At 35.4% G+C, this 24,680-nt stretch carries 21 protein-coding genes; 8 read left to right on the forward strand and 13 right to left on the reverse strand.

What is annotated here, in order from left to right:
• Positions 1-128 precede the first annotated feature (128 nt).
• The 4 genes from DRF61_RS14395 to recQ all read right to left on the reverse strand — a co-directional run bounded on the left by DRF61_RS14395 (position 129) and on the right by recQ (position 4,425).
• Complete coding sequence (locus DRF61_RS14395; RefSeq protein WP_111958229.1) at positions 129-527, reverse strand: cupin domain-containing protein; 399 nt, start codon at positions 525-527, stop codon at positions 129-131.
• Between the two features lie 46 nt (positions 528-573).
• Positions 574-921, reverse strand: coding sequence for a hypothetical protein (locus DRF61_RS14400; RefSeq protein WP_111958231.1), 348 nt, complete (start codon positions 919-921; stop codon positions 574-576).
• A 77-nt stretch (positions 922-998) separates the two neighbouring features.
• Positions 999-2,081: a glycosyltransferase gene (locus DRF61_RS14405; protein ID WP_111958233.1), complete on the reverse strand. Its 1,083-nt coding sequence runs from the start codon at positions 2,079-2,081 to the stop codon at positions 999-1,001.
• 139 nt (positions 2,082-2,220) lie between these two features.
• Positions 2,221-4,425, reverse strand: a complete 2,205-nt coding sequence (gene recQ / locus DRF61_RS14410) for a DNA helicase RecQ (RefSeq protein ID WP_111958235.1) — start codon at positions 4,423-4,425, stop codon at positions 2,221-2,223.
• A 158-nt stretch (positions 4,426-4,583) separates the two neighbouring features.
• Here recQ and DRF61_RS14415 point away from each other — a divergent pair, with 158 nt between their 5' ends.
• The 7 genes from DRF61_RS14415 to DRF61_RS14450 all read left to right on the forward strand — a co-directional run bounded on the left by DRF61_RS14415 (position 4,584) and on the right by DRF61_RS14450 (position 12,758).
• Positions 4,584-5,543 (forward strand): KpsF/GutQ family sugar-phosphate isomerase, encoded by a 960-nt coding sequence (locus DRF61_RS14415; RefSeq protein WP_111958237.1) that lies wholly within the window; start codon positions 4,584-4,586, stop codon positions 5,541-5,543.
• A 216-nt stretch (positions 5,544-5,759) separates the two neighbouring features.
• On the forward strand, positions 5,760-6,584 hold the full coding sequence (gene tatC, locus DRF61_RS14420) for a twin-arginine translocase subunit TatC (protein ID WP_111958239.1): 825 nt from the start codon (positions 5,760-5,762) through the stop codon (positions 6,582-6,584).
• A 151-nt stretch (positions 6,585-6,735) separates the two neighbouring features.
• Positions 6,736-7,122, forward strand: coding sequence for a DoxX-like family protein (locus tag DRF61_RS14425; protein WP_111958241.1), 387 nt, complete (start codon positions 6,736-6,738; stop codon positions 7,120-7,122).
• Complete coding sequence (locus DRF61_RS14430) at positions 7,115-7,879, forward strand: DUF2071 domain-containing protein (protein WP_111958243.1); 765 nt, start codon at positions 7,115-7,117, stop codon at positions 7,877-7,879. The genes DRF61_RS14425 and DRF61_RS14430 overlap by 8 nt, the downstream gene beginning before the upstream one ends.
• Positions 7,880-8,016: 137 nt before the next feature.
• Entirely contained in the window at positions 8,017-8,595 is a 579-nt protein-coding gene (locus DRF61_RS14435; protein ID WP_238601921.1) for a methyltransferase, read from the forward strand.
• Between the two features lie 490 nt (positions 8,596-9,085).
• The gene (locus DRF61_RS14445) at positions 9,086-10,717 is read left to right on the forward strand and encodes a M1 family metallopeptidase (protein ID WP_111958249.1); all 1,632 of its coding nucleotides are present in this window, start codon (positions 9,086-9,088) and stop codon (positions 10,715-10,717) included.
• Between the two features lie 184 nt (positions 10,718-10,901).
• Positions 10,902-12,758, forward strand: a complete 1,857-nt coding sequence (locus DRF61_RS14450; protein WP_111958251.1) for a M61 family metallopeptidase — start codon at positions 10,902-10,904, stop codon at positions 12,756-12,758.
• Positions 12,759-12,821: 63 nt separating this feature from the next.
• Here the strand turns inward: DRF61_RS14450 and blaIND are convergent, their stop codons facing one another.
• The 6 genes from blaIND to DRF61_RS14480 all read right to left on the reverse strand — a co-directional run bounded on the left by blaIND (position 12,822) and on the right by DRF61_RS14480 (position 18,900).
• A complete protein-coding gene (gene blaIND / locus DRF61_RS14455; RefSeq protein ID WP_111958253.1) occupies positions 12,822-13,553 on the reverse strand; it encodes an IND family subclass B1 metallo-beta-lactamase in 732 nt (243 codons plus the stop codon).
• Between the two features lie 389 nt (positions 13,554-13,942).
• Positions 13,943-14,926 (reverse strand): M43 family zinc metalloprotease, encoded by a 984-nt coding sequence (locus tag DRF61_RS14460; protein ID WP_111958255.1) that lies wholly within the window; start codon positions 14,924-14,926, stop codon positions 13,943-13,945.
• 273 nt (positions 14,927-15,199) lie between these two features.
• The gene (locus tag DRF61_RS14465) at positions 15,200-15,520 is read right to left on the reverse strand and encodes a helix-turn-helix domain-containing protein (RefSeq protein WP_111958257.1); all 321 of its coding nucleotides are present in this window, start codon (positions 15,518-15,520) and stop codon (positions 15,200-15,202) included.
• Between the two features lie 230 nt (positions 15,521-15,750).
• Positions 15,751-16,047 (reverse strand): hypothetical protein, encoded by a 297-nt coding sequence (locus DRF61_RS14470; RefSeq protein ID WP_307724884.1) that lies wholly within the window; start codon positions 16,045-16,047, stop codon positions 15,751-15,753.
• A gap of 155 nt (positions 16,048-16,202) precedes the next feature.
• Complete coding sequence (locus tag DRF61_RS14475; RefSeq protein WP_146897108.1) at positions 16,203-18,110, reverse strand: hypothetical protein; 1,908 nt, start codon at positions 18,108-18,110, stop codon at positions 16,203-16,205.
• A gap of 169 nt (positions 18,111-18,279) precedes the next feature.
• Complete coding sequence (locus tag DRF61_RS14480; protein WP_146897105.1) at positions 18,280-18,900, reverse strand: hypothetical protein; 621 nt, start codon at positions 18,898-18,900, stop codon at positions 18,280-18,282.
• A gap of 585 nt (positions 18,901-19,485) precedes the next feature.
• On the opposite strand from DRF61_RS14480, the gene DRF61_RS14485 reads away from it, so the two are divergent.
• On the forward strand, positions 19,486-20,958 hold the full coding sequence (locus DRF61_RS14485; protein WP_157963387.1) for a tetratricopeptide repeat protein: 1,473 nt from the start codon (positions 19,486-19,488) through the stop codon (positions 20,956-20,958).
• A gap of 223 nt (positions 20,959-21,181) precedes the next feature.
• Here DRF61_RS14485 and DRF61_RS14490 read toward each other — a convergent pair whose 3' ends face one another.
• The 3 genes from DRF61_RS14490 to pepE all read right to left on the reverse strand — a co-directional run bounded on the left by DRF61_RS14490 (position 21,182) and on the right by pepE (position 24,505).
• Positions 21,182-22,333, reverse strand: coding sequence for a sensor histidine kinase (locus DRF61_RS14490; RefSeq protein ID WP_111958264.1), 1,152 nt, complete (start codon positions 22,331-22,333; stop codon positions 21,182-21,184).
• Between the two features lie 7 nt (positions 22,334-22,340).
• The gene (dacB, locus tag DRF61_RS14495; RefSeq protein ID WP_111958266.1) at positions 22,341-23,711 is read right to left on the reverse strand and encodes a D-alanyl-D-alanine carboxypeptidase/D-alanyl-D-alanine endopeptidase; all 1,371 of its coding nucleotides are present in this window, start codon (positions 23,709-23,711) and stop codon (positions 22,341-22,343) included.
• Between the two features lie 101 nt (positions 23,712-23,812).
• The gene (gene pepE, locus DRF61_RS14500) at positions 23,813-24,505 is read right to left on the reverse strand and encodes a dipeptidase PepE (protein WP_111958268.1); all 693 of its coding nucleotides are present in this window, start codon (positions 24,503-24,505) and stop codon (positions 23,813-23,815) included.
• Positions 24,506-24,680 lie beyond the last annotated feature (175 nt).

A 24,680-nucleotide genomic window follows, 5' to 3' on the forward strand; every position in this document is an offset into this window, starting at 1 on the left:
GTTATTGTATGAATTTGTTTATTATTATCTTTCTTAATTCTCACAAATTTACATATAAATTACCAAGCACCAAAGTGAGTTTTATCAATTTTAAGATTGACAATTCAGATGGTTGATTTGCGGAACTTCTATTTCAATAATTTTATATTTTCTTCATTTCCTTCTTTCAGATAGATTGCTGTAAAAACAAGAGGTTTTTCTGCTGATGCATTATCAAAGTGAAGGATCTTTACATTTTTAGGTTCATAGAAAGCGTCTCCTTCATGAAGAATTATTTTTGGCTGACCTTCTATCTGAAAAACCGCTTCTCCGGATTTTATTATGCCCACTACGGGACAGGGATGCAGGTGCTTTGGAACTTCCAATCCCGGCACTAGCGTTATTTCCTGAATTTCCGTAGTCTTAACTTTCTGGTTAATGGCAGTTTTCAATAATTCTTTTCTGGAGATGGTCTTCTGCTGAGCCAGCATTACAACAGAATTCAGTATCAAAATAACAATTATAAATGGCTTTATGAAATTTCCCATTTTATTTATTCTTAAATTATATGCTAACTCTTTCAAGACTTATGAATCAATCCACATTCAGTTTTCCTTGGCCAAAAGTTCCGGCACTTTCAAAAAACGAACCTCCATACACGTACCATTCAAGATTTTCCAAATAGTCAACTGCATTTTCAGGGGTTATTTGTGTGCGGTCTTTTTTCGAAACAATTCCTTTGTACCATCTTCCTGATTTAGAATAATGTTCAAATTCAACAAAATAATGAATCCATATTCTTTGACAAAGTTTGCACTGCTGAATTGTTACTTCTGCATATCTTCCGTTGGTATGGTCTATACCTAATTCAGAACTTCTGTATTCAGTATAGTCCGAAGTCGGTTTTTCACAAGCACATCCAATTTTGGGAATTTTAATCATTGATGAATATTGATTTTAAATAAAATTAATGAAGGTCAAATGTAAAAAAATATGGATCTATAACGCAAATTCAGCAATTATTTTTTCATCAGATCCAACAACACCTTCTCATATTTATCCAGAATAATATCCTTCGAAAATCTTGACCTTATGGAGTTTTTTATTCCATCACGATTATAATTTCCCTGCAGAACTTTCATTATTTTTTGGGAGAAATCTTCGTAATTTTCAATATTTGAAACTTCTCCGTTCACCTGGTGCTGGATGATCTCATTAATGCCTCCCGGACAGTTATTGGCCAAAGAATAAGTTCCGCAGGCACCTGCCTCCAAAAGAACATTCGGGAAACCTTCGTACCTAGAAGAGAGAATGAAGAGATCTGCATATTTTAGATACTGGTAAGGATTATCCTGTCTGCCATGGAAAATAACATTTTTCAGTCCCAGAAAATCTTTCATCTGAAGCAGTACATCCTTATCTTTACCGTCGCCCAGGATATGAAGCATAATATTTTCGTTTTTAAGTCTTGAAAATACTTTTAGCAAATTGTCAAAACCTTTCCTCGCCGATAGATTTCCTATGGCCACTACGTTTTTATAATTGTATTTAAAACTATCCGGCTTGACAGAAACGCCCAATTTTTCATTGATAAAGTCAAAATCGACAGGGTTGTTTATTTTTACAATTTTCTTTTTCTTAATATTAAAATTATCAACAAGATCATGCATCATGTCATCACTTTGGGCAATGATCCTCTGATAATTATTGTAAAAGTTGTAGAAGAATTTGATTTCTTTCCGCGTTACATGCTGTGTTACCACATTCGTTTCCCTGGCAATAAATTTCGTCCTTGGGAAGAGTTTAATGAATAAGGCCAGATAAGCATTTACTTCGCCAAAACCTGAAAAGACAATATCTGGTTTTCTGCGGTAAATTTCGCCTAAAATAGGCTTTAGGGAATGCCTGATCCTTTCGGTGTTGATGTCAATGATTTCAACATCTTTTTTCAGAAAATTAAGATATCCGCCCTGTTTGCGAAGCAAAAGGATTTTGGGTTCAAACCGGTCTCTGGAAAGATGATTGGCGATAGTGGTAACAATTCTTTCTGCACCACCGGTTTCCAGATCCGGCAGAATAAATATGACAGATATTTTTTTCATCAGTTAAAGTTAGTAAAAAGTTTTATTAAGTTTCAAATATTGATATCCGGAACATTTCATTAAAAGTTAATAAACACAAGTTATTATCTAAAAAAAGCCCTTCCAAAGAAGAGCTTAGATATTAAATATATTGGATTTCTTAATTTGCTACATCGCTGATAAATTTTATCCTCAACATTCTTACTTCTTCATCAGAAAGTTCATCTCCGAACTCATCGAGAAGCACTTTCATGCTGTCGCTTTCAGATTCAGTCATGAATTCCATGAAGCCGTCTACGATATCTTCATCAAAATTATCTTCAATATAATAGTCAATATTCAGTTTTGTCCCCTGATAGACAATACTTTCCATTTCTTTTAAAAGTTCATTCATGGAAAGATTCTTCGCCCTTGCAATATCTTCAAGGTCAATTTTTTTATCGGTACTCTGGATAATAAAAACTTTATGGCTGGATTTATTGGCCACCTGTTTCAGTACCATATCCTGGGTACGTTCGATATTATTTTCTTCTACGTAAGCTTTAATAAAGTCTGCGAATTCTTTACCATATTTTTTGGCCTTTCCTTCTCCTACCCCGTAAATCTTGGCAATTTCTTCCAACGAAATAGGATACTGAACGGTCATATCCTCCAGACTTGGATCCATGAAAACCGTGTAAGGTGGAATTCCATGTTTTTTGGCTACTTTTTTTCTAAGATCTTTTAACTGGCTGAAGAGATTCTGATCCAGACCTGTACTGGCCTGCATTTGTACCTGTTCACTCTCTGCCTTGGTTTGGGAAAGATCAAACTCTCTGTCTTCCGCAATCAAGAATGGTTCTTTAGATTGTTTTTCTAAGAAGTTTCTTGCCTTATCAGACATTTTCAAAACACCGTAGGTTTCAATATCTTTCTGCAGAAATCCCTGAACCGTTGCCTGTCTCAAAATAGTTTTCCAGTAGTTATCTTTTTCGTCCTTTCCGAAACCGAAATGAGAAGTCTGTTCTAATTTATATGATTTTGTAACTGCATTTTCTTTTCCAACAATTACTGAGATCAGATCCTTAGACTTGAACTTTTCACCAGTATCTTTAATAAGTGTCAGAACTTTTTTAAGGTCCGATGTTGCTTCTTTTAATTTTGGAGGGTTAGAGGAATTGTCACACATATTGGCTCCATCCCCTTTCACCGGATCAAAATTTTCTCCGAAATAATAGAGAATATACTGCCTTCTGCTCATTGAAGTTTCAGCGTAGCCCACCACTTCATTTAAAAGCTGTAACCCGATTTCTCTTTCGGAAACTGGTTTTTGTGCAAGGAATTTTTCCAGTTTCTCAATATCCTTAGGATCATAAAATGCAAGGCAATGACCTTCGCCACCGTCTCTTCCTGCTCTTCCTGTTTCCTGATAATAGCTTTCCAAAGATTTAGGAAAATCATAATGGATTACAAAACGTACATCCGGCTTGTCGATTCCCATTCCGAAGGCTATGGTAGCGACAATAACATCTACTTCCTCCATCAGAAATTTATCCTGATTAGCCACTCTCACTTTCTGGTCAAGACCGGCGTGGTACGGAAGCGCATTGATCCCGTTTACCTGCAGCAGCTGGGCAAACTCTTCCACTTTCCTTCTGCTTAAACAGTAAACAATCCCCGACTTTCCTTTATGCTGATTGATAAATCGTACGATTTCTTTGTCTACATTGACTTTCGGCCGCACTTCGTAATAAAGGTTCGGACGGTTGAAACTTTCTTTAAAAACTAACGCATCGCTCATTCCTAAAGTTTTCTGGATGTCATCCTGAACTTTTGGTGTTGCAGTAGCTGTCAAAGCGATCACCGGAACCTCAGCAATCCTGTCAATAATCGATTTCAGGTTCCTGTATTCCGGCCGGAAATCATGGCCCCATTCTGAAATACAGTGTGCTTCATCAATAGCTACAAAAGAAATCTTAACTTCTTTAAGGAAATCCAGATAATCGTCTTTGATCAACGATTCCGGAGCTACATACAAAAGCTTGGTTTTGCCACTCCTGATGTCATCAAAAACCTGTTTTGTCTGTGTCTTATTTAATGATGAATTTAAAACGTGCGCTACCCCGTCATCAGATGAAAGGCCGTTTACCGCATCTACCTGATTCTTCATTAACGCTATTAAGGGCGAAACTACTATTGCCGTACCTTCTGAAATAAGTGCCGGAAGCTGGTAACATAATGATTTACCTCCTCCTGTCGGCATTAAGACAAATATATCCTTCCCACTAAGTAGGTTTTCTATAATTTGTTCCTGCTGGCCTTTAAATGTAGAAAACCCGAAATACTTTTTCAATTCGCCTGATAAATTGGCTTTTTTTGCGTTCATCTAATTTTCTATTGCTAAATTTGCATCCAACCCAAAGTTATAAAAATTCTGCTTAAAATAAAAGCGAACGAATTTATAAAAAATAAAACTTATATTAAATATTCTTTTTTAAATATAACGTTTTTTAATGGATTTTTTGTATACCTTAAAATTATAAAATGGAAAGAGCCGACCTTATTTCAATTGCAAAGAGCACTTTAGAGATAGAAATTTCAGAACTTGAAAAATTAAAGAACAGGATAGGTGAAGATTTTGCCAGAGCAGTGGAAATTATTCATTCAGCAAAAGGAAAATTAATTGTTGTGGGAATCGGGAAATCTGCCCATGTAGGTAATAAAATTGTTGCTACTTTAAATTCTACGGGTACACCGTCGCAATTTCTTCATGCTTCTGAAGCGATCCATGGAGACCTCGGTGTAATCCAGAAGCAGGATGTGGTTTTATGCATCTCAAATTCCGGAAATTCACCTGAAATAGCTAATCTTGTTCCTTATTTAAGAGATTATTCTTCTGCCCTGATCGGGATGACAGGAAATAAAAACAGTAAACTCGCCGAATTCTCCGAAATTGTTCTGGATACTCACGTAGATGTGGAAGCCTGTCCTAATAAACTAGCCCCGACCAGCTCTACCACCATCCAGATGGCACTTGGAGATGCTATGGCTGTTGCTTTAATGGAGCTGAATGATTTCAGAGAGAACGATTTTGCTAAATTTCATCCGGGAGGAAGCTTAGGAAAGAATCTGGTTTCAAAAGTAGATCAGTTCTTGTCCCCTCAAAAGCCGCAGGTTGAGGAAAATGCACCGGTAAGGGACGTCATTATTTCAATCAGTGCATCAAGCCACGGGATTACAGTAGTGACACAGGACGAAAAAATAATTGGCGTGATCACCGACGGGGACTTGAGAAGAATGCTGATGAAAGGTGATGATATCACTAAAATTCAGGCAAAAAACATCATGTCTGCAAATCCTAAAACCATTGAAAGAGATACTCTGGCCAAGGAAGCTATGAAAATCCTGAAAGAAAATAATATCGGCCAGCTTATCGTTACAGAAAATGGAAAATATTTCGGGATCATTGATCTTCATACATTGCTTGATGAAGGAATCAATTGATTCTTTTTAAAATCATTTTATTAATCACAATAAATCAGCAGACGGTATCTACAAAATACCGTCTGCTTTTTTCTGAAAACCAAACATACAAGTATTTCCCTATAAACTTAGACAAAATCACATTCAATAATTCTAAATACTGATTATTATTTCATAATTTCGCAGACTTAAACGGCTTACCTTTTACGGGTTGGCTATTTTAGAGAGACTTAGTATATGGACGAAAAAAAAGAAATGTCCTTTTTGGGACATATTGGAGAATTAAGAGGTCACCTTGTCCGCTCAATTATTGCTATTATAATTGTTGCTGTGGCTGTAGGATTCAATATCAACTGGATCATGGACCATATCTTTTTTGGTCCGACCAGAAATGATTTTCCAACTTTCAGGGTAGTCAATCATTTTTCAAGAATGCTTTTAGGTGAAGACAGTATTCATCTTCCGAAAGATTTTCCGGTTCGTGTACAACGGCTTTATCAGCAGTTCAATGTGATGATGGCTGTTTCTGTTTTCGGAGGTCTGGTAGGAGCTTTTCCTTATATCGTATGGGAGTTATGGAGGTTTATAGGCCCTGCCCTTCATCCTAAGGAAAGAAAGAACTCTATTTTTATTATCAATGCAGTATGGATCCTGTTTATGACAGGAGTTTTATGCGGTTATTTTTTAATCCTTCCATTCGCTGTAAATTTCGGGGTTATCTTTAAGATTTCCGACATTATTATTCCATTGTATGACCTAAGTGATTATACCACATTATTTTTACAGGTAATTTTAGGTATGGGAGTTATTTTCCTGTTCCCTATCCTTATCTATTTCCTGACAAGCATAGGAATTCTGACCCCAATGTTTATGAAAACTTATCGCCGTCATGCTATTGTTCTGATCATGGTCGTTGCTGCCATTATTACGCCGGCAGATGTTTTAAGTATGCTGATGGCTGCTTTTCCACTCCTTATTCTGTATGAATTCAGTATTATCATGTGTTCCTTTACTTACAAAAAGGTTCAGAAGAACACCGGAAATTTGCCAACCGTGCAATAGCACAGATTAAATTATAAATATAAAATACTATTAAACAACTTCTTACACTAAAGGAGTTGTTTTTTTTAAATATTTTATTTTCAATAATTACTGAAAGTTCAAAAATATTTTTACCTTTGAATAAGATTTAAATAAACAAATTCTTAATCCCATGAAAAGCATTTATAACATAGTAATTTACGGCATTGCCACAGTCTGGATGATCAATGGTCTTTTCTGTAAAGTATTGAATTTAGTACCTCGTCATGAAGAGATTGTTGCAAGAATTTTAGGCAGTAATTATTCAAGAATACTAACCCTGCTGATCGGATGTTCAGAAATTCTGATGGCTATATGGATTTTAACGGGAATTAATTCCAGGTTCAATGCCATTGCACAAATTGTAATCATTGCAGCCATGAATATGCTTGAGTTTATACTAGTTCCTGATTTACTGCTTTGGGGGAGATTCAATTCATTATTTGCTTTTCTCTTTATTGTACTTATTTATTTCAATGAGTTTCATTTGAATCCAAAAAAAATAAATTATCATGTTTAACTTTTTAAAAAACCACCCGTTTGCTGTTGAAGCTTTTTTCGAAAATTCTCTTGTTCTGACCTTTGCAGTATCCAAAGAACAACTACAGCACTTGATTCCGGAGTGTCTGGAGCTTGATACCTTCAAAGATCAATGGGCTTTTGTAGCAGCAGCAATGGTTCAGACAAAAGACTTACGCCCAAAAGGATTTCCAAAGTGTATGGGAAATGATTTTTTCCTGATCGGCTACCGGGTATTCGTAAGATATAGAAACAATACCGGAAAAAAATTGCGTGGATTGTATATTCTTAAATCTGAAACGGATAAAAGGAAGATGGAATTTATGGGGAATTTATTCACACATTATAATTATTCAACCACAGACATTCGGCAGACAGAAAAAGAAAACATAAAAGAGATACAATCTGTTAAATCAAAGTTTAAGGTCAGTATCTGCAAAACAGAGGAAAATATTCCCTTACCCGCAGATTCTCCCTTTGCAGACTGGAAGGAAGCAAGAAGGTTTGCAGGACCATTACCTTTTACTTTTACCTACAATAAAGAAACTCAGGAAGTTCTTATTATAGAAGGCGTAAGACAAAACTGGATTCCTGCACCGGTGAAGATCCTCGATTATAATTTCGGATTTTTAGGTACGCTGAAACTGGAAAATCCCATTTTAGCCAATGCTTTTATCATTAAAAACATTCCATACTACTGGAAAAAAGGAAAAATTGAACCATGGAAACAAAAAGAAGAAAATTTCAAGGCGTTTTAAATATTTTAAGTTTTAACCGCCATTTTTATATCATAGGAATAGGGATTTTAGCTTTAATTATGATCAGTCATCAAATATCTGAGTGGTCAGATTACTTATATTGGCTTATCATAGCTGCATTTCTTTATGGACTTATCATGCCGTTAATCGTATCAGCTTATGTTTATGATTTTTCGGGATATTATAATTTTCAATGGCTAAAAAACTGTTCAGTTGACGAATCAAAAGTACGACAGATCTTAAATATTAATGCCGGCTTTGATGAAACGAGCTACATTATTAAAGACAACTTTCCACAGGCGGATTTAAAAGTGTTTGATTTTTATGATGCGAAACGACATACGGAACCCGCTATAGTAAGGGCCCGGAAAGTGAGTTTTGTATATCCTGATACTCAACAGATGCAGTCAAATTCTATTCCTTTGCCTGATCAATCGGCTGATATTATTTTTCTGCTTTCTGCTGTACACGAAATAAGATCACACGAGGAAAAAATTCTGTTTCTGAAAGAGTGTCACCGCTTATGCAAAACCGATGGGAAAATAATTATGGTAGAACATCTGAGAGATCTTCCTAATTTTTTAGCTTTTTCAGTTGGCTTTACCCATTTTTTCTCAAAAGCTGTATGGAAAAATGCCTTCAGCAGTGCAGGTTTTGTATCATTCAGAGAGGTAAAATTCACCCCATTTATGTCAATTTTTATCTGTACCCCTTAGTCATCTATTTAATATGGAACTTCATTTACAAATAACCGGAATGCTTCTTATTGTTTTAGCATTTGTACATATTATTTTTCCTAAACATTTTAACTGGGAAAAAGAACTCCAGTCGTTGAGCCTGATGAACCGGCAAATGATGTGGGTTCATACTTTATTTATTACCTTAACGATATTTCTTATGGGTTTACTCTGCATCACCTCTCCACACGAGTTAACAGATACAGGCCTGGGTAAAAAAATAACCTTTGGATTAGCCGTCTTTTGGACCGTCCGATTATTCATTCAGTTTTTTGGATATTCCTCAGAATTATGGAAAGGAAAAACTTTTGAAACGGTTATCCATATTATTTTTTCCCTATTCTGGACATACATAAGTGTTTTGTTCTGGATAATCTGTTTCAAGAAGTAGAATAAATTATTTTGTGTTTAAAATCTAAATTATTGCCATTAATTTTTCTATTTTTGATAGAATTTAATTTGATTTTAAATGAAAAAGCTGACGTATACACTTTTATTTGCTTCGGGACTTGTTTTTGGGCAATTCTTTGAAAAAGATAAGGTTTTCACAAAACAAGATACACTGAAAGGTTCTGATACCCAGTTCAGGAATTTCTGGGATGTCAAAAAATATGATCTTTCTGTAGAGCCGGATTTTGCACAGAAAAGTATTAAGGGATATAATAAAATCAGCTTTGAGATCACCAAAGACATTACCGACCCTGTTTTCCAGATCGATTTGCAGAAGCCGATGAAGGCAGATAAAGTGGAAGGTAATTTCCCGATTGCCAACTATAAGCAGGATGGAGATTTTATTTTCATCACAGCCAAAAAGAAATTCAAAAAGGGTGAAAAATATACGATTGATGTAACCTATTCCGGAAAACCAACGATTGCAAAAAATGCACCCTGGGACGGAGGCTGGGTCTTCGCTAAAGACGAGAAAGGAAATCCGTGGATGAGTGTAGCCGATGAAGGAATCGGAGCTTCCATATGGCTTCCGACAAAAGATATCTGGAGTGATGAACCGGAAAATGGTATTGTTATGAAGATCATTACTCCCAATGATCTTGTAGGTGTAGGAAACGGAAGACTGACCAGTAAAAAAACGGAAGGTAACAAAACAGCTTATACCTGGGAAGTAAAGAATCCGATCAATGCTTATTCTATCATTCCGAATATTGGCAAATATGTCAATTTTAAAGATACATTTAATGGAGAGAAAGGAAAGCTCGACCTGGATTACTGGGTACTGGATTACAATCTTGAAAAAGCAAAAAAACAGTTCCAGCAGGTAAAACCAATGCTTTCTGCATTTGAATACTGGTTCGGGCCGTATCCTTTTTATGAAGATTCTTACAAGCTGGTTGATTCTCCCTATCTGGGTATGGAGCACCAGAGCAATGTAGCTTATGGGAATGATTACCAAAACGGTTACAGAGGCAGGGACCTTTCCGGAACAGGCGTAGGTCTTAAATGGGATTATATCATCATTCATGAAAGCGGCCACGAATGGTTTGCCAATAATATTACGGCAAAAGATCAGGCGGATATGTGGATCCATGAAAGTTTCACCATGTATTCAGAGGTTCTTTTCGTGGAAAAATATATGGATAAAAAATCGGCGGACATATATGCTGTAGGCATCCGTAACAATATCGATAATGATATTCCGATTATTGGAAAGTATGGCGTGAGAAATGAAGGCAGCGGTGATATGTATCCGAAAGGGGCCAATATGCTTCATACCATACGGCAGATGATCAATAATGATGAAAAATTCAGACAGATCCTGAGAGGCCTGGGTAAAGATTTCTACCATCAGACTGTTACCACAAAACAGATCGAAGATTATATGTCATCTAAATCAGGAATTGATCTGTCGAGTATCTTTAATCAATATTTAAGAACAGTAAAAATTCCTAATCTTGAGTATTCCCAAAACGGAGATTCCTTAAAGTTCCGGTACACAGATGGGGTTAAGGATCTTAAACTTCCCATAATCATTAACGGTGACCAGACCATCAATCCTACCGAAAACTGGCAGACTGTAAAACTTAAAAAGGCTACACCGGTAGAATTTAACAAGAACTATTATATCCATTATAACCAGGTTCAGTAAATAAAAAAAATCAAAAGGCAAATCGTTACAGTACAGGTTTGCCTTTTTTAATTCCAGCTATGAAGCTTTTCTTCGGATCATAAGATCAGTAAAGTTCTTTTAAAATTTTAAGAAAAGTTTAATACTGAACACCGTAACAAAATGATCAAATAAACTACTATTTAACTATAAAGATTTAAACCTAATGAGAAAAACAGCAATCAGTCTGGGTCTTTTCGCCGCTTTTTTGGCTAATGCCCAATCTATAAAAACAACGATTGACCTTGTGAATGTAAAAGACGACAAGGTAGCCGTTACCATGGAGTTTCCGAAAATGAAATCCGGAGATATCAAGTTCCATTTCCCTAAAACCGTTCCCGGTACGTATTCTGTAGATGATTACGGCAGATTTGTGGAAGGGATCAAGTTTTATGATAACAAAGGAAAAGAATTAACCTACACAAAAGTTAATGACAATACATACTCATTAAAAAATGCTAAAGATCTTAGCAAGGTAACCTACCTGGTAAATGACAGTTTTGATGATGAAATGGACAATTCAAAACATAAAGCTGTATTTTCCCCATCAGGAACCGATATCGAGGAAGGTAAGATATACATGATCAATACCCATGGCTTCATTGGGTATATCGACAATATGCAGGATGTTCCGTACCAGCTTATCGTTCAGAAACCTGCGGGCTTCTATGGAACAACAGCTTTAGTGGATCAGGATAAGTCTGATGCTACAGATACGTTTACACTGGCCAATTATGCTAAAGTGACGGATTCTCCGCTGATGTACACGAAACCTGATTATATTACCTTCAATGCAGGAGGTATGGATCTGGTGCTGGGCGTTTATTCACCAACCGGAAAGTATAAAGCAGCAGACTTTAAAGATAATCTTGAAAAAATGGTACTGGCTCAGAAGAAATTCCTGGGGGATATGAATACCAATAAAAAATATGCGATCATGCTTTATCTTTCGGGAGGCGAGGGACCGCAGATCAAAGGTTTCGGGGCATTGGAGCACCATGAATCTACCAGTGTTGTGCTTCCTGAGATGATGCCTAAAGAAGCAATCGATAAAACAATTACCGATGTGGTTTCCCACGAGTTTTTCCATACCGTAAATCCTTTGAAAACACATTCTGAAGAGATCCATTATTTTGATTATGCAGATCCCAAAATGTCTCAGCATTTATGGATGTATGAAGGCGGAACGGAATATTTTGCCAATCTTTTCCAAATTCAGGAAGGTCTGATCAATAAGGACGAATTTCTTCATAGAATCAATGAAAAGATCACCAATTCAAAGAATTATGATGATACGATGCCGTTTACGGTCATGAGTAAAAATGTTCTGAAGGATGAATACAAAGATCAGTACAGAAACGTTTATGAAAAAGGAACATTACTGACTATGTGTCTGGATATTGAGCTGAGAAAACTGTCTAACGGAGAGATGGGTTATCGTGATATGATCAGAAAGCTGTCCCAAAGATTTGGGGAAAACAAACCTTTCAAAGACGACAAGCTGATTGATGAATTGGTAACAGTAACCGGTTATCCGCAGGTAAAGGATTTCTATAATAAATATATCGCAGGAAACCAGCCGACACCATATGCCGAATATCTGAATATGGTAGGCATAGAAGCAAAAAAGAAGGACACACCTCCCCTTTTCTGGTTCATTAAAGACCCGAATCAGACAGGCTATAATGATAAAAATAACACTTTTGTATTTGATGAAAGTTCTGCACTATCTCCTTTTGCAAAGAGCGTAGGATTTAAGATCACTGACGAAATTGTTGCTCTGGATGGAAAAACAATTGATATTCAGAAGGTGCAGGAGTTTATAGGATATACCAAAACAATTAAGGAAGGACAGGATGTTACTGTTACTATTCTCAGAAAAAATGGTGATAAAACCGATAAGATGGATCTTAAAGGAAAAGCTATTTTAGACAAAATGACGATTGAAAGTCTACAGTATAAAGCCAACCCAACTCCGGCAGAACTAAAGCTGCAAACTCAGTGGCTGACGGGAAAGAAATAATACAGTAAGAAATTAATGGTTATAAAAAAAGCGGAGAAATTTTCTCCGCTTTTTTAGTATTTCTTATTTACCGCCTTGCTTTTCTAACAGTTCCAGCGTATGCTTCACATGGTCGTTGCCTTTCCATTCATCATGGCCGGGAATAACCTTAGCACCGGAAGGATATTTAGTCTGCAGGTTTTTCATCGTCAGTGGCCATTGCTCTACATTGGCTTCTCCGGTGTAGCCAAGATCAACAGCAGAGCTGCTTTTTACCAGGCAGCCTCCATCCAGAACATTATATTTTGGAAACCAAACCACTACATTATCTGCTGTGTGGCCTTCACCCAGAAAGTCTACAATAAATTCTTCTCCTCCTATTTTATATTTCTTTCCTACTTTTATTAAATTATTTGAAGTTGCTTTTCCTTCTTTTTTCAATAATTCGTTGGTTTTAGCAGTAGCATAAGTTTTGATTCCTTTATTATTGTAAAAGCTAAGGTCTCCAGCCCTGTCAGCATGTGAATGTGTCGCAAATACAGCAATCACCGGTAAATTATGTCTCTTTTTTATAGTATCCATAAGGCTCTGGTACTGGGTTTTCTGCCACGGAACATCAAACAGAACGACTCCTTTTTTGGTGATCAGATAAAGAGCGTTGGTTGAATATTCTTTACCTCCAAAAACCCCGAATGTCTTATACAGATAGAGCTTTGAGCTAAGAGGCGGTTCAATAACAAAATCGCGTACCTGTGCATAAAAAAAATTAGTCAGGAATAAAAACAACACTGCAAAAGCCTTAACACTTTTCTTCATAATTTTTTATAGTATTTAATTATTAATCAAAATATAGATTGGGGTGAATAATTGGAATCAATTTGTACCCTGAAGAACTACAAATTTATTTATTATTTATTGAAACCGGTTCACATCGGAAGGGTTTAACTTTTTTTAATTAAAAGAACAATGTCTTGTATTTAAAAACAAAGCATTTTTACCCCCTCTCTCTCGGACTCCTTCTGACAGCTTTTGTTGTTTAGGAAATTCTCAGAGCGTTAGTTTACCTTTTGAGACGGCATCTCTAATGTCAGATTCTGAATGATCACCATTATGATTGGCTTTCATTTAGATGCTCACAAAACATTTAAGTAAATGGACGTAACATCATTTAATTTCCCAAAATAAATATTTTGTAAACAAAATAGCTAGTTCGTTCTAAGACTACTTCTACGCCCTCTAGCCGACACTACATATTCCATCCTATTTCCTTGGTCCCTTGTAAACATATACATAGACCGGTCATCTACATAATTCATAAAGTTCATTGTCATTGCTACTCTTCTAGTCCCCCCACATAATGTATAAAAAGGAAAATTAGGGTTTCCATAAATAGCATTCTTTTGCTGAGGTGTGTCATTGATGTTATCTGTTCCACACGCAGTATCTCCCCAAATATGTTTCAAACCTAGATAGTGTCCAACCTCATGAACGGCTGTTCTACCAAGTCCATACATAGCATTTTTGTTAGTTACACCAAAATTTACAGCACGAATCACAACACCATCATACCATCTTCCATGCTCAAAAGGCAAAGATGAATATCCTGTAGAACTTTGATCTAAATTATCAACAACCCAAATATTCAAATATTTGTTGGGGTTTGTAGCCGCTATTCCATATTGTTCCGTTTTCATTAAATCCTTATCTGCCTGCCAGATTTGCGCTGGCACTTTTCTTCTCTTAAAATCTACTACAGTAAATCTAATTTTAATATTTCCAGCTTTCACAGGCTTGAATAAATTAGGAATCTTTCCAATATCAAAATTTGTTGAGGCAAATGTATTATTTAGTACTTCCTCTTGAGACAATATTCTATCAATACTAACATTATTGACAGGATTACTATATACAACATTTACTATTACAGGAATTACTACCGTTTCATTATTTATTAACTTACCACTTTCTAAATTTTTCTCTATTAATTCTTCTTCATGGAGATCTTTAGTATACATATTCTTCAATTCAGGAGACGACCTCAATCTCTGTTCTAGTGCCTCAGAACTTGAGCATTTCCTTTCTAAATTGAAAGAGCTGATTTCAATTTGAGACATATCTGTCTGCTCTTCATTTCTACAAGAAGAAAGAATAGAAAGAATAAATAATAAAAATAAATTTCTTTTTTTCATTTGTTTTTAATTGATGTTATTAATTGATTTTTTATTAAATTTCAAATATTATACAAAGCATTATTTAATGAGTGCGAACTTGCAACTATTTTTGAGACAAATTTAAATACTTGTAAAAACTACTGTAAATGACACAGAAAATGGTAAAAGAAATTTTGAGTTAACCGCAACTCGGAAATTTAAACGAATTCACGAACTATCTCAAGCGTTCTTCAGACCATACAGAGTTATCGTACCAATCAATATTGTTGCCTTTTTCTTGGTAGCTTACAACTAAACCAGGAATGTCTTCTTCCATTTGATAACGGTATTTCTACTAAGTTTAAAATGAACTGCTAACTGGCTATTATTCAAATTGCATTTTTTTTGGTAATCTAAAATATAGACAATTGTAGATTTATTAAAAGAGTGATGTCTTGCATTTGCAAGCAAAACACTTTTACTTTTTTCACCAAAAATTCGTTGATTAATATCTAAAACATCCAACTCAGAAAATTTATCTTTACTTAGTATTTTCTTACACTCATCTAATTTGTGAGGATATTTATAAGTGATGATATCTGAATATATTTTATGATAGTTTGGTTTATCCATAATTTGTATTTTTAAAAATTTATTGTTTTTTTACTATATTATATTATAAATCTTCATCTAATTAAAAATTAATAAGAAATCCTAAATTAAGATAACAACTACTTTTTCATTTTCAAAAATTAAAATCAAGCTGGTATTGTAATTCAGATATTTTTAATGTTATATTTCCATATTTCTTTGTCATAATCTGTATTTACCACCCCCATCCTACCTTGTACCTATATATTGATTCATTTTTTGTACTTATTTATCCATTTATATAAGGTAGTTTTTGGTATTCTGTAATCTTCCATAATCTGAAGTTTTGTTTTTACTCCGGTATTAATTAATTCTAGTATGAAATCAATCAACTCTTTAGTATAAATGTTCTTTCTAAATTGCGGAAGTGTAGGCTTTTTATTGTTTAAAGAATGTTCGGTCTTCTGGATTGCAGACGGTGGAGCATACAAAATAAGATGTTGGCAAAAAAGTCTAAAGAAATCATATTCCAATAGTTTACTCCATTTCAGTAAGAGTTCTGTATCCATGCTTTTTTGCTGATACATTTCTTCAATTTCCTTCTCTGTGCATTTAAAAAAATTACAGATGCGAGATATTTCTATCCCGCTTTCTGTAACAGCTTTGTTGATTAGAGTGCCAATATGGATATGCTTAAAATTCATAATACACTATACAAGTTAATTTAGTTAGAGGGTAAATAGGTTACCATAATACTGGAACCAGGTGCTGTTTGATATGTTTGGCTACCATTTCTTATACATCTGGTGCTTACAGAAAATATCTCCCCATTTTGTAAACGTTTTGTTCTTGTAAATCCATTAGTTCCTGTATTATCAGCCCATCTGTCACCAACTTTTTGTACAGCCCCTCCACTTGGGATATCTAATTTCATTGAGCATCCTCTGGTTACGTCCCCACCAGGACCATCAGCAGGAGGAATATTGCTGTAATACGCCCATACTTCAATGGTATAAATACCATCTTTTTCCGCTCTAAAAGTATTTCCATTTATTCTTGTTACATAGATAGAATTGATTCGGGTATAATCATTTATTACCAAGGGTCTAGCCACATTGTCAGCATATCGTGTTACAGTTGAGTTAGATTGTGCATAAAGACCAAATGCAGGTAAATCTATATCTACTTTCTTTAGATTCCCGTTGCCATCTATAGCAACGTAGCGGTCCGGGACATTCAGGTTGCCATTAGGAACATTGCGTAATCTCGCATTGCCATCTACATCTAACTTCTGGCTGGGTGTAATATTCCCAACCCCTAAATTTCCATCTTTATTCAAAATAAGTTCAGTACTTGTTTCTCCGCCTACAGAAAACCGCAATTCCGAGGCTGTAGTAGTTCCGTTTCCTTGGTAGGCAGCACGAATACTGGCTAAATATGTATTAACACCTCCCACTTTACCACTGAAATTCAATTTACCTATATATTGGCCAGCAGGAATATTAGTTCCGTTATTATCTCTGTGAAGGAATATTTCGGAAGCATTGGCACTGGTAGATCTGAAACCTATTATTGGATCAGGTCCATCGAAATTTAGAATCTTACCATTTAATCCAACAGTTCGATTGCTGTTTAAAGTCCCATTGGCATTGTAAATATTGGTGTTATTATCTGGACCTATCGCTGTTTTTAAATCAGCTAAGCTCAATCTTTTTCCTACTCCAAATTCACCTAATAACATAAATCTGTCAGTAGCTGCAATGGAAGATGTTTCTGTAACTCCTCTAAATCTTACATTACCGTTCACATCTAGCTCTTCTGTAGGTGAAGATGTTTTTATACCTATCCTTGTATTTGCAAATAATCTTTGATTGTCAAGCGACAGTTGATTGTTACTTTCTCCGTTCACAGAAAAACGTAATTCTGAATCTTGTGTTGTTCCATTTCCTTGATATACCGAACTAATACCGGCCAAATATCTATTGACACCTTCCACTTTACCACTGAAGTTCAGTTTACCTATATATTGTCCAGCTGGAATGTTAGTTCCGTTATTATCTCTGTGAAGGAATATTTCAGAAGCATTGGCACTGGTAGATCTGAAACCTATTATTGGATCGGGTCCTTCGAAATTTAAAATTTTACCACCTAATCCAACTGTTCTGTTGCTGTTTAAAGTCCCATTGGCATTGTAAATGCTGGTATCAGAAGTATTGCCTGGATTTTCTCCAAGAGGTTTCCAAGTACCACCATTAATGGTTTTAGATTTGTTATCATAATACCAAAAGCCGGCAGTAAGCGTACCTTGAGTAGCTCCTACTCCTGCTGTATCACCAACTTTGGTGTTGTATACCACGAAACCGTCATAGAATGTAGGGTAGGAATTGGGAATCCCCACAGGACTACCGCCAAAGGCAGTAAATGTACTAAGATCTGTTCTGGGGTAGAGCAATCCTTTCCCTACATTGGAGGTAGCATTGTTGTTAACGGCGGATGAGGCATCTATAAATGCGGAGCTATTAATAGAGGAACTATTAGCATCTCTATTCGTAAACCGAACTTGTGCTGTAGCTGTATGAAACGTGAATAGTGCGGCCCCTATGGACACACGAAAGATTATATTTTTCATCATTTGAAATAATTTAATTAATAATTTGTGAGTTTTATATTTAAAGAGAATACTCCTTAGGCTTTGCCTGGGGAGGAAGTGAGAGAAGTTTGAAAAAATGGATAGTTCTCATAAAACTAATAATAAACTCTCTTCCGTTGAATACTTCGGGGCTCAGTCCGGGGGATTATTCTTAAAAAGCAGACTGGTTTGACCATCCACCTATAGGCCCTAAATACATTATAGTATATCCAGCTCCTGCAGTTATATGTTGTGTAGCAGTTTCTTTTACAGCTACTTGAGGTGTTAAAACCATTCTAGTTCCTTGGTTTGAGATGTAATATTTTTTTCCTATAGGTGCTCCAGCTGGAAAGTTTAGAGTAACATCAACGGCGGTAGGTTTCATTAAAATAATATCATCAGTAAGAAGGGCATTATAGCTAGCATCTAAGATATAATTGCCATTATTAGCAACAACCAAAGGAGCGCTACCTCCAATGGTAGCCCATTTTGCTGGCATACCCGGTCCTTGTGAAGTAATTACATCTCCAGCATTACCAGCATTACCATCGGAGGTAGCGGTTCCACCTAAACGGATTTCCGGATCTATCTGTATGGCAGTCCCTGCTGCTACATGGAGTTTTGCCCTTGGCTGGGTAGTACCTATTCCTAATTGTCCTGAAGTGGTCACTACGATATCATTGGCTTGTTGTGTCGCAGTTGGAACTCCTGTAGTGTTGTTGTCTTTACCCCCATCAATATTGAAAACTCCTTGGGGGTTGGCAGTGTTGATACCCACTTGAGAAAAAGCCACTGCTGAAACCAACAGGGCAACTAATGTTAATACATTTTTTTTCATTGTATTTTTGATTTTAAGTTAGTAAACGTTGTGTACTTTTTTAATTTTCATATACTGTCACATAGTTCAGTTTTCATTGTATATAAGTTCTACTTCCAAAATGTTTGAAACAATTGTTTCTTTTAAGATGTAAACAGAATCTATATTCCCTGTTGTGCAAGTAAAAGGGTTTGTATACAAGTGTATACTATCTGATAAAAAAAATTCGTATTCTTCTTCAATTTGAATTTGAGTAGATAGAAAAACAAAAGAAAAGACACAAAAACATGAACAGTAATTGTTTACTATTCTGAGGAAAGATATTCCCTGTTTTTATGCCTTTTTTTCTCATCATTTGTTTTTTTTAAAATTGTAGGGCAAATATCCCTTCATGATATTATATTACAAAAAATAGACATGTTACAAAGTTATTACATTTTATAACACACTCATATACAATACATTAAAACCATTCCATTACACAAATGTTACATGAATATTACCAAAAAAATTATACCTTTGTGTTTCACAAATGTTAGCCTAATCAAATATTTTCAATTTATGAAGTCTATTTTTATGTTTTTTTTCCTTTTCTCGTTTATGGGGTATTCTCAGAGTAAAGAAGTAAAAAAAATAGATTCTTTACTTCAATTGTCTTCAGAGTATAAGTTTAAAGATATGCTCAAAGTTCTTTCTTATACTAGACAAGCTGTCAGTATTGCTGAAAAAATAAACAACAATGAGCTTATTTATAAATGCTACCTTGAAATAGCTGATAATCTTTACACTTTAAACTTAAATGATAAAAGCTTGCAGTATGCTTCAAAAGCCGATAAAATATTGCCTAAGAAAAGTAAAGTGCAACAAGCTAGACTAAATGAAATCAAAATAATAAACTTTGCTGCATTAGGATTGGAAGAACTTGAATTGGAAACAGCTAATAAAAATTTATCAATCCTTTTAACTGAAAACTCAAACAAATCAAAAGAAATAAAAGCTAGGACATTTGCGTATTTAGCAAACTATTATGAACGTAAAGAAGATTACGAAAAAGCCAATCAATTTATAGATAAAACAATTAAGTTAAATAACGAAATCTCTGATCCCAAACCTATAGATACTTACATCCAGAAAGCTGATATATTAATGAAAACCCAACAATGGGATTCTTCATTCATTTATCTACAGAAAGCTTTTGATGAATATAAAAGCAAAAAAAATCAATCTAGTCAATACAATCTTCTATGGGCTTTAGGAGACTATTACTATCTATCAGGAAAATATTTAAAGGCTTTGGATAGCTATAGAAAATCCTTGGAAGATATGAATAAGTTTAAAGTAGTTGATATTGAATGTGCAATGTCAATAAAAGAAAATATCTACCGTATTTACGAAGCCTTAGGCGATGAGAAAAACAGGGAAAAATATTATACTGAATATCAAAAAGATTACGCTCAATATAATAAGGTAAACAATAAGGGGCTTTTAAAAGCAGTTGATTTAATATTGGATGAAAAAAAAGGAGAAGACAGAATTGCAAAAGAAAGGGCTATAAAAGTTGCTTTCATTGCTAGTGGAACTTTTCTCATTCTTCTTATTTTTCTGATCTACTTTTATTCCAGAAACAAAAAGATGAAGAAAAAGAAGTTAAAGCTTGTCCTTCAAAAAGATATTTTAATTAAGGAAAAGCAAAGATTAGAATCGGAAAAAATAAGTATTAGCAAAAAGGCCAACGAAAATCAATTCAATGAATTATTTTCTCTAGCTAAAAATAACAGCCCTGAATTTTTAATATTATTTGAAGAACTCTATCCCAATTTTGTGAAAAACTTAAAAGAAATAAATCCAAAAATCCGCAATTCGGAACTCTACTTCTGTGCACTTGCATTTCTTAATTTTTCCACGAAAGAAATCTCTCATTTTACTTTTGTTTCTGTTGCAGCAGTACAATTAAGAAAATACAGAATCCGAAAAAAATATAACATTTCATCAGAAGAAAACTTTAATATATGGATGAAAGCCTTAAATGATTAACCTTAATGTTGGAATGCCTGAACAATACATTTATTGTTTTGTAATTACTAAGTATTCAACTATCTTGTTGTAATAAATTTTTTAGCGAATCCATGTCTTCATTTTAATACTATAAAACCATTGAACATTCGTTCTATTCTGTTTGGGAAAAAGAAAAAGGTTGAAAGTTCGAAAATAAAGACTGTTGCTAAAACTGCCATTTTTCAGCAATAAAGTTTATGATTTACGCTTTCCTGATTGTTATTCTGAATGTAGTTCCCTTTCCTACTTCAGTTTGGGAAATTTTAATATCACCTTTATGATATTCGTGAATAACTCTTCTCGCCAGTGAAAGTCCCAGCCCCCAACCTCTTTTTTTAGTGGAATAACCTGGTTTAAAAGCGTTTCTTGCCTGCTGTTTTGTCATTCCGCTTCCGGAATCTTTAACCTCGATCAGGATATTTTTATTTCTTTCAAAAACGTACATCTCCAATGTGCCTTCTCCTTTCATAGCATCTACTGCATTTTTCACCAGATTTTCGATGACCCAGCTCATCAGGATCTTATTGTGAGGAATAAGAATAGTATAGGTCGGAAGATGCAGGCTGAAATTTATTTTCTTAGAGATCCTTGTTTTTAGGTAATTATAATTCTCCACAATCGTCTCATTGAAATTCATATCATTCAGCTCAGGAACGGATCCTATTTTAGAAAAACGCTCGGAAATAGTCCTCAGCCTTTCAATATCTTTCTCAATTTCGTATACCCCTTCAGACTCCGGATTATCCAGTTTCATAATTTCCATCCAACCAATCATAGATGATAAAGGGGTTCCGATCTGATGGGCAGTTTCTTTGGCCAGTCCGGCCCAGAGATACCCTTCATCTGTTTTCTTAATCGTTCGGAGGAACCAGAATGAAAACAGAAAATAGCATAAAATAAAAAAGCCCAGTATAAAAGGAGAATATCTTAAATCATTAAGCAACCGTGAGTTATCATAATAAACAAACTGATTATTTCCGTCAGGTATTTTTATTTCAATAGGCGGATAGCTTTTTGCCATTTTTTTGGCCAGAAGAGTTATCTGAACCGGATCATTCTCTATTTCCTGCGGAATATTTTTATGAACCATAGGTCGGTCATCCCTATCCAGCACAATCATTGGAATCGTGTTATTAGAACTGTATATTTTGAGAATCAGCTCCTGAACTTCCAGGCTGGGAGTTACTTCCTGCTGGAATTTCAGCGCACTTACCAGGATATCTACACGCTTGATTTCCTCTTTCCTGAGAAAATTAATAAGAACTGTTGAGGCCACCACGATAGTGACAACTACTAAAGTCATCAGTAAAAATATAATCCAGTTATTCAGTCTGGTAAGTATGGATTTCCTCAAGCTGTTTTTATTTTAAGACATTCAGAATTTTCTGCAGTTCTGTATTTCCACTTCCCTGATAGTTATTAATAATGATTGAAAATACATATTTTTTTCCGTCTTTGGCTGTATGATATCCTGCAAAAGATTTGGTATCCCTCATTGTTCCGCTTTTCATCTTCATTCCATTATCCTGAACAGGAAAGCCATCGTAATAAGCATCAAACCAGCTCTGTTTCTTTGCATATAGCAAGGCCTGAACTTCAGCTTTGGCGGCAACATAATTTTGCGGGGAAAGTCCGCTTCCATCGGCAAAATTGATCATATTCGGATTGATTCCTTTAGATTTCCAGAATTCTTTTAAATAAGCAACCCCGTTCTTAAAACTGGAATTGCCGTTCTTTTCTTTTCCTAAAGTTTTAATTAAAGCTTCCCCATAAAGATTGATACTTTTTCGGAGAAACCAATAGACTATTTTATCCAAAGTTGGAGATGCATAGGTAAGAATTATATTCTTCGGAGCTCCCGGTATTGCTTTCCCTTCCAGTTCGAGCTCTGAACTGGTGGTTATTTTTCCTGAGAGTTCAATGCCTGACTCTTTAAGCCATTGCTGTACTTCCGCTCCAAGCTGCATCGGCGGATTGGGAACAGCACCTGAAACCGTGACTGTTTTCCCTGCTGGCAGCGTACCATTGATTAAGGCTACATCAGAATGTGGTGCAGTAAAGATAAGACTCTGATCAGAGCTGCCTCCTGCCTTCAGATCATTGAGCCATTTTACATGTTCAAGTGGATAGGAAAAGCCTTTAAACTCTGTCCCGTTAATATTGATGTCAAACTGGTTTTCTCTCCAGTTTATTCCCCAAACTCCGGCTCCGTAATAGTTGCCGAGGTCATCCCAGGGCCATCCGCCTGGAATCGTCTGATGGTCAAAATAAGAATCATCAATCACCAGATTACCGGAGATCTTTGCAATTCCTGAGCTTTTAAAGGCATCAATAAGCTTCTTTTTAAAGTTTTCAGGTTTGTAGGCATCATATCGCCAGCTCCCCAAAGTAGGGTCGCCATTGGAACTGATCACAAAATCCCCGTTCAGAATTCCTGCAGATACATTTCCGGAATAACCGACTGTTGTTTTATAGGTGTAATTTTTTCCCAATGTTTCAAGAGCTGCACCGGCAGTGAAAATTTTCTGCGTAGAAGCTGTTGACAGGCCTTTACTACCCTGATATTCGTAAATAAATGTCCCGTTTTCATCGGTAACATAAAATGATAAACCGGATGACACTGCTCCCGAAGAATCCATAAGATCTTTGGTGGCTTTATCCAGCTTCTGCGCAATATTCTGGGCAGACAGTACCTGAACCGACAGTATAAGAACTGCAAGTGTTTTCTTCATTGCAAGGCTTTTATAAATCTAAACTTATAGTAGACTGCACAAAGCACCTACTATTCAATTCCTGATCAAATATAATAAAAATAACAGCTAGTTTTGATGGCTTAAAGGATACTGCCCGCCTCTATTTCATAAGGTTCTTTGCCTTTTTCAAAGATCCTTGTCATTTCACTGCCCTCTACTGTAATCTTATCTCCGGTTCTTCTGATCCAGTTTCCTTCACGAAGTCCGATTACTTTTGTATCATTTTGGGTAAGGAATTCTCTGATCCTGGTTTCTCTTGTTTCCCCGTTATGCTTTAAATCGGGATTTGGGTCCAGATAATGCGGATTGAGATTGAACGGAACAAGACCCATACAGTCGAAACTTGGCGGATAAACAATAGGCATGTCATTCGTGGTTTTCATATTCTGACCTCCGATATTGCTCCCGGCACTGCAGCCCAGATAGGCTTTTCCTGATTCAACATTTTTCTTCAGAACAGACATCAGTCCTTCTTCATGCAGTGTTTTTACCAGTAAGAAGGTATTTCCTCCGCCTGTAAAATATCCCTGTGCATTATTCAACGCTTCTGCTTTATTTTCAAATTCGTGAAGACCTTTTACTTTAATGTTGATGGTTTCAAAGAAAGAACGTGCCTTTGCCGTATAATCCTCATGGGAAATTCCGCCGGGTCTGGCAAAAGGAACAAAAATGATTTCATCAACTCCTTTATATAGTTTAATTAATTCTTCTCTTAAATATTCTAAATACTCTCCTCCAAAAAGTGTGGAAGTGGATGCTAATATGATATTCATACAGGGAAATTATATTGATTATTAAAAAAATTGTTGAGTTACAAAGATAACTCAATCCCTGACGAATCAAAAATTAAGCTAAAAAAAACATTTTATCCGTTAATATTCTCTAAAAAAACTTAAAGGCTCTAAAATTTAAGTTTTTGTGGAATTATTATTGAATTTTAAAGAATAG

The organism is Chryseobacterium lathyri (assembly GCF_003290185.1).
Classification (GTDB): Bacteria; Bacteroidota; Bacteroidia; order Flavobacteriales; family Weeksellaceae; genus Chryseobacterium; species Chryseobacterium lathyri.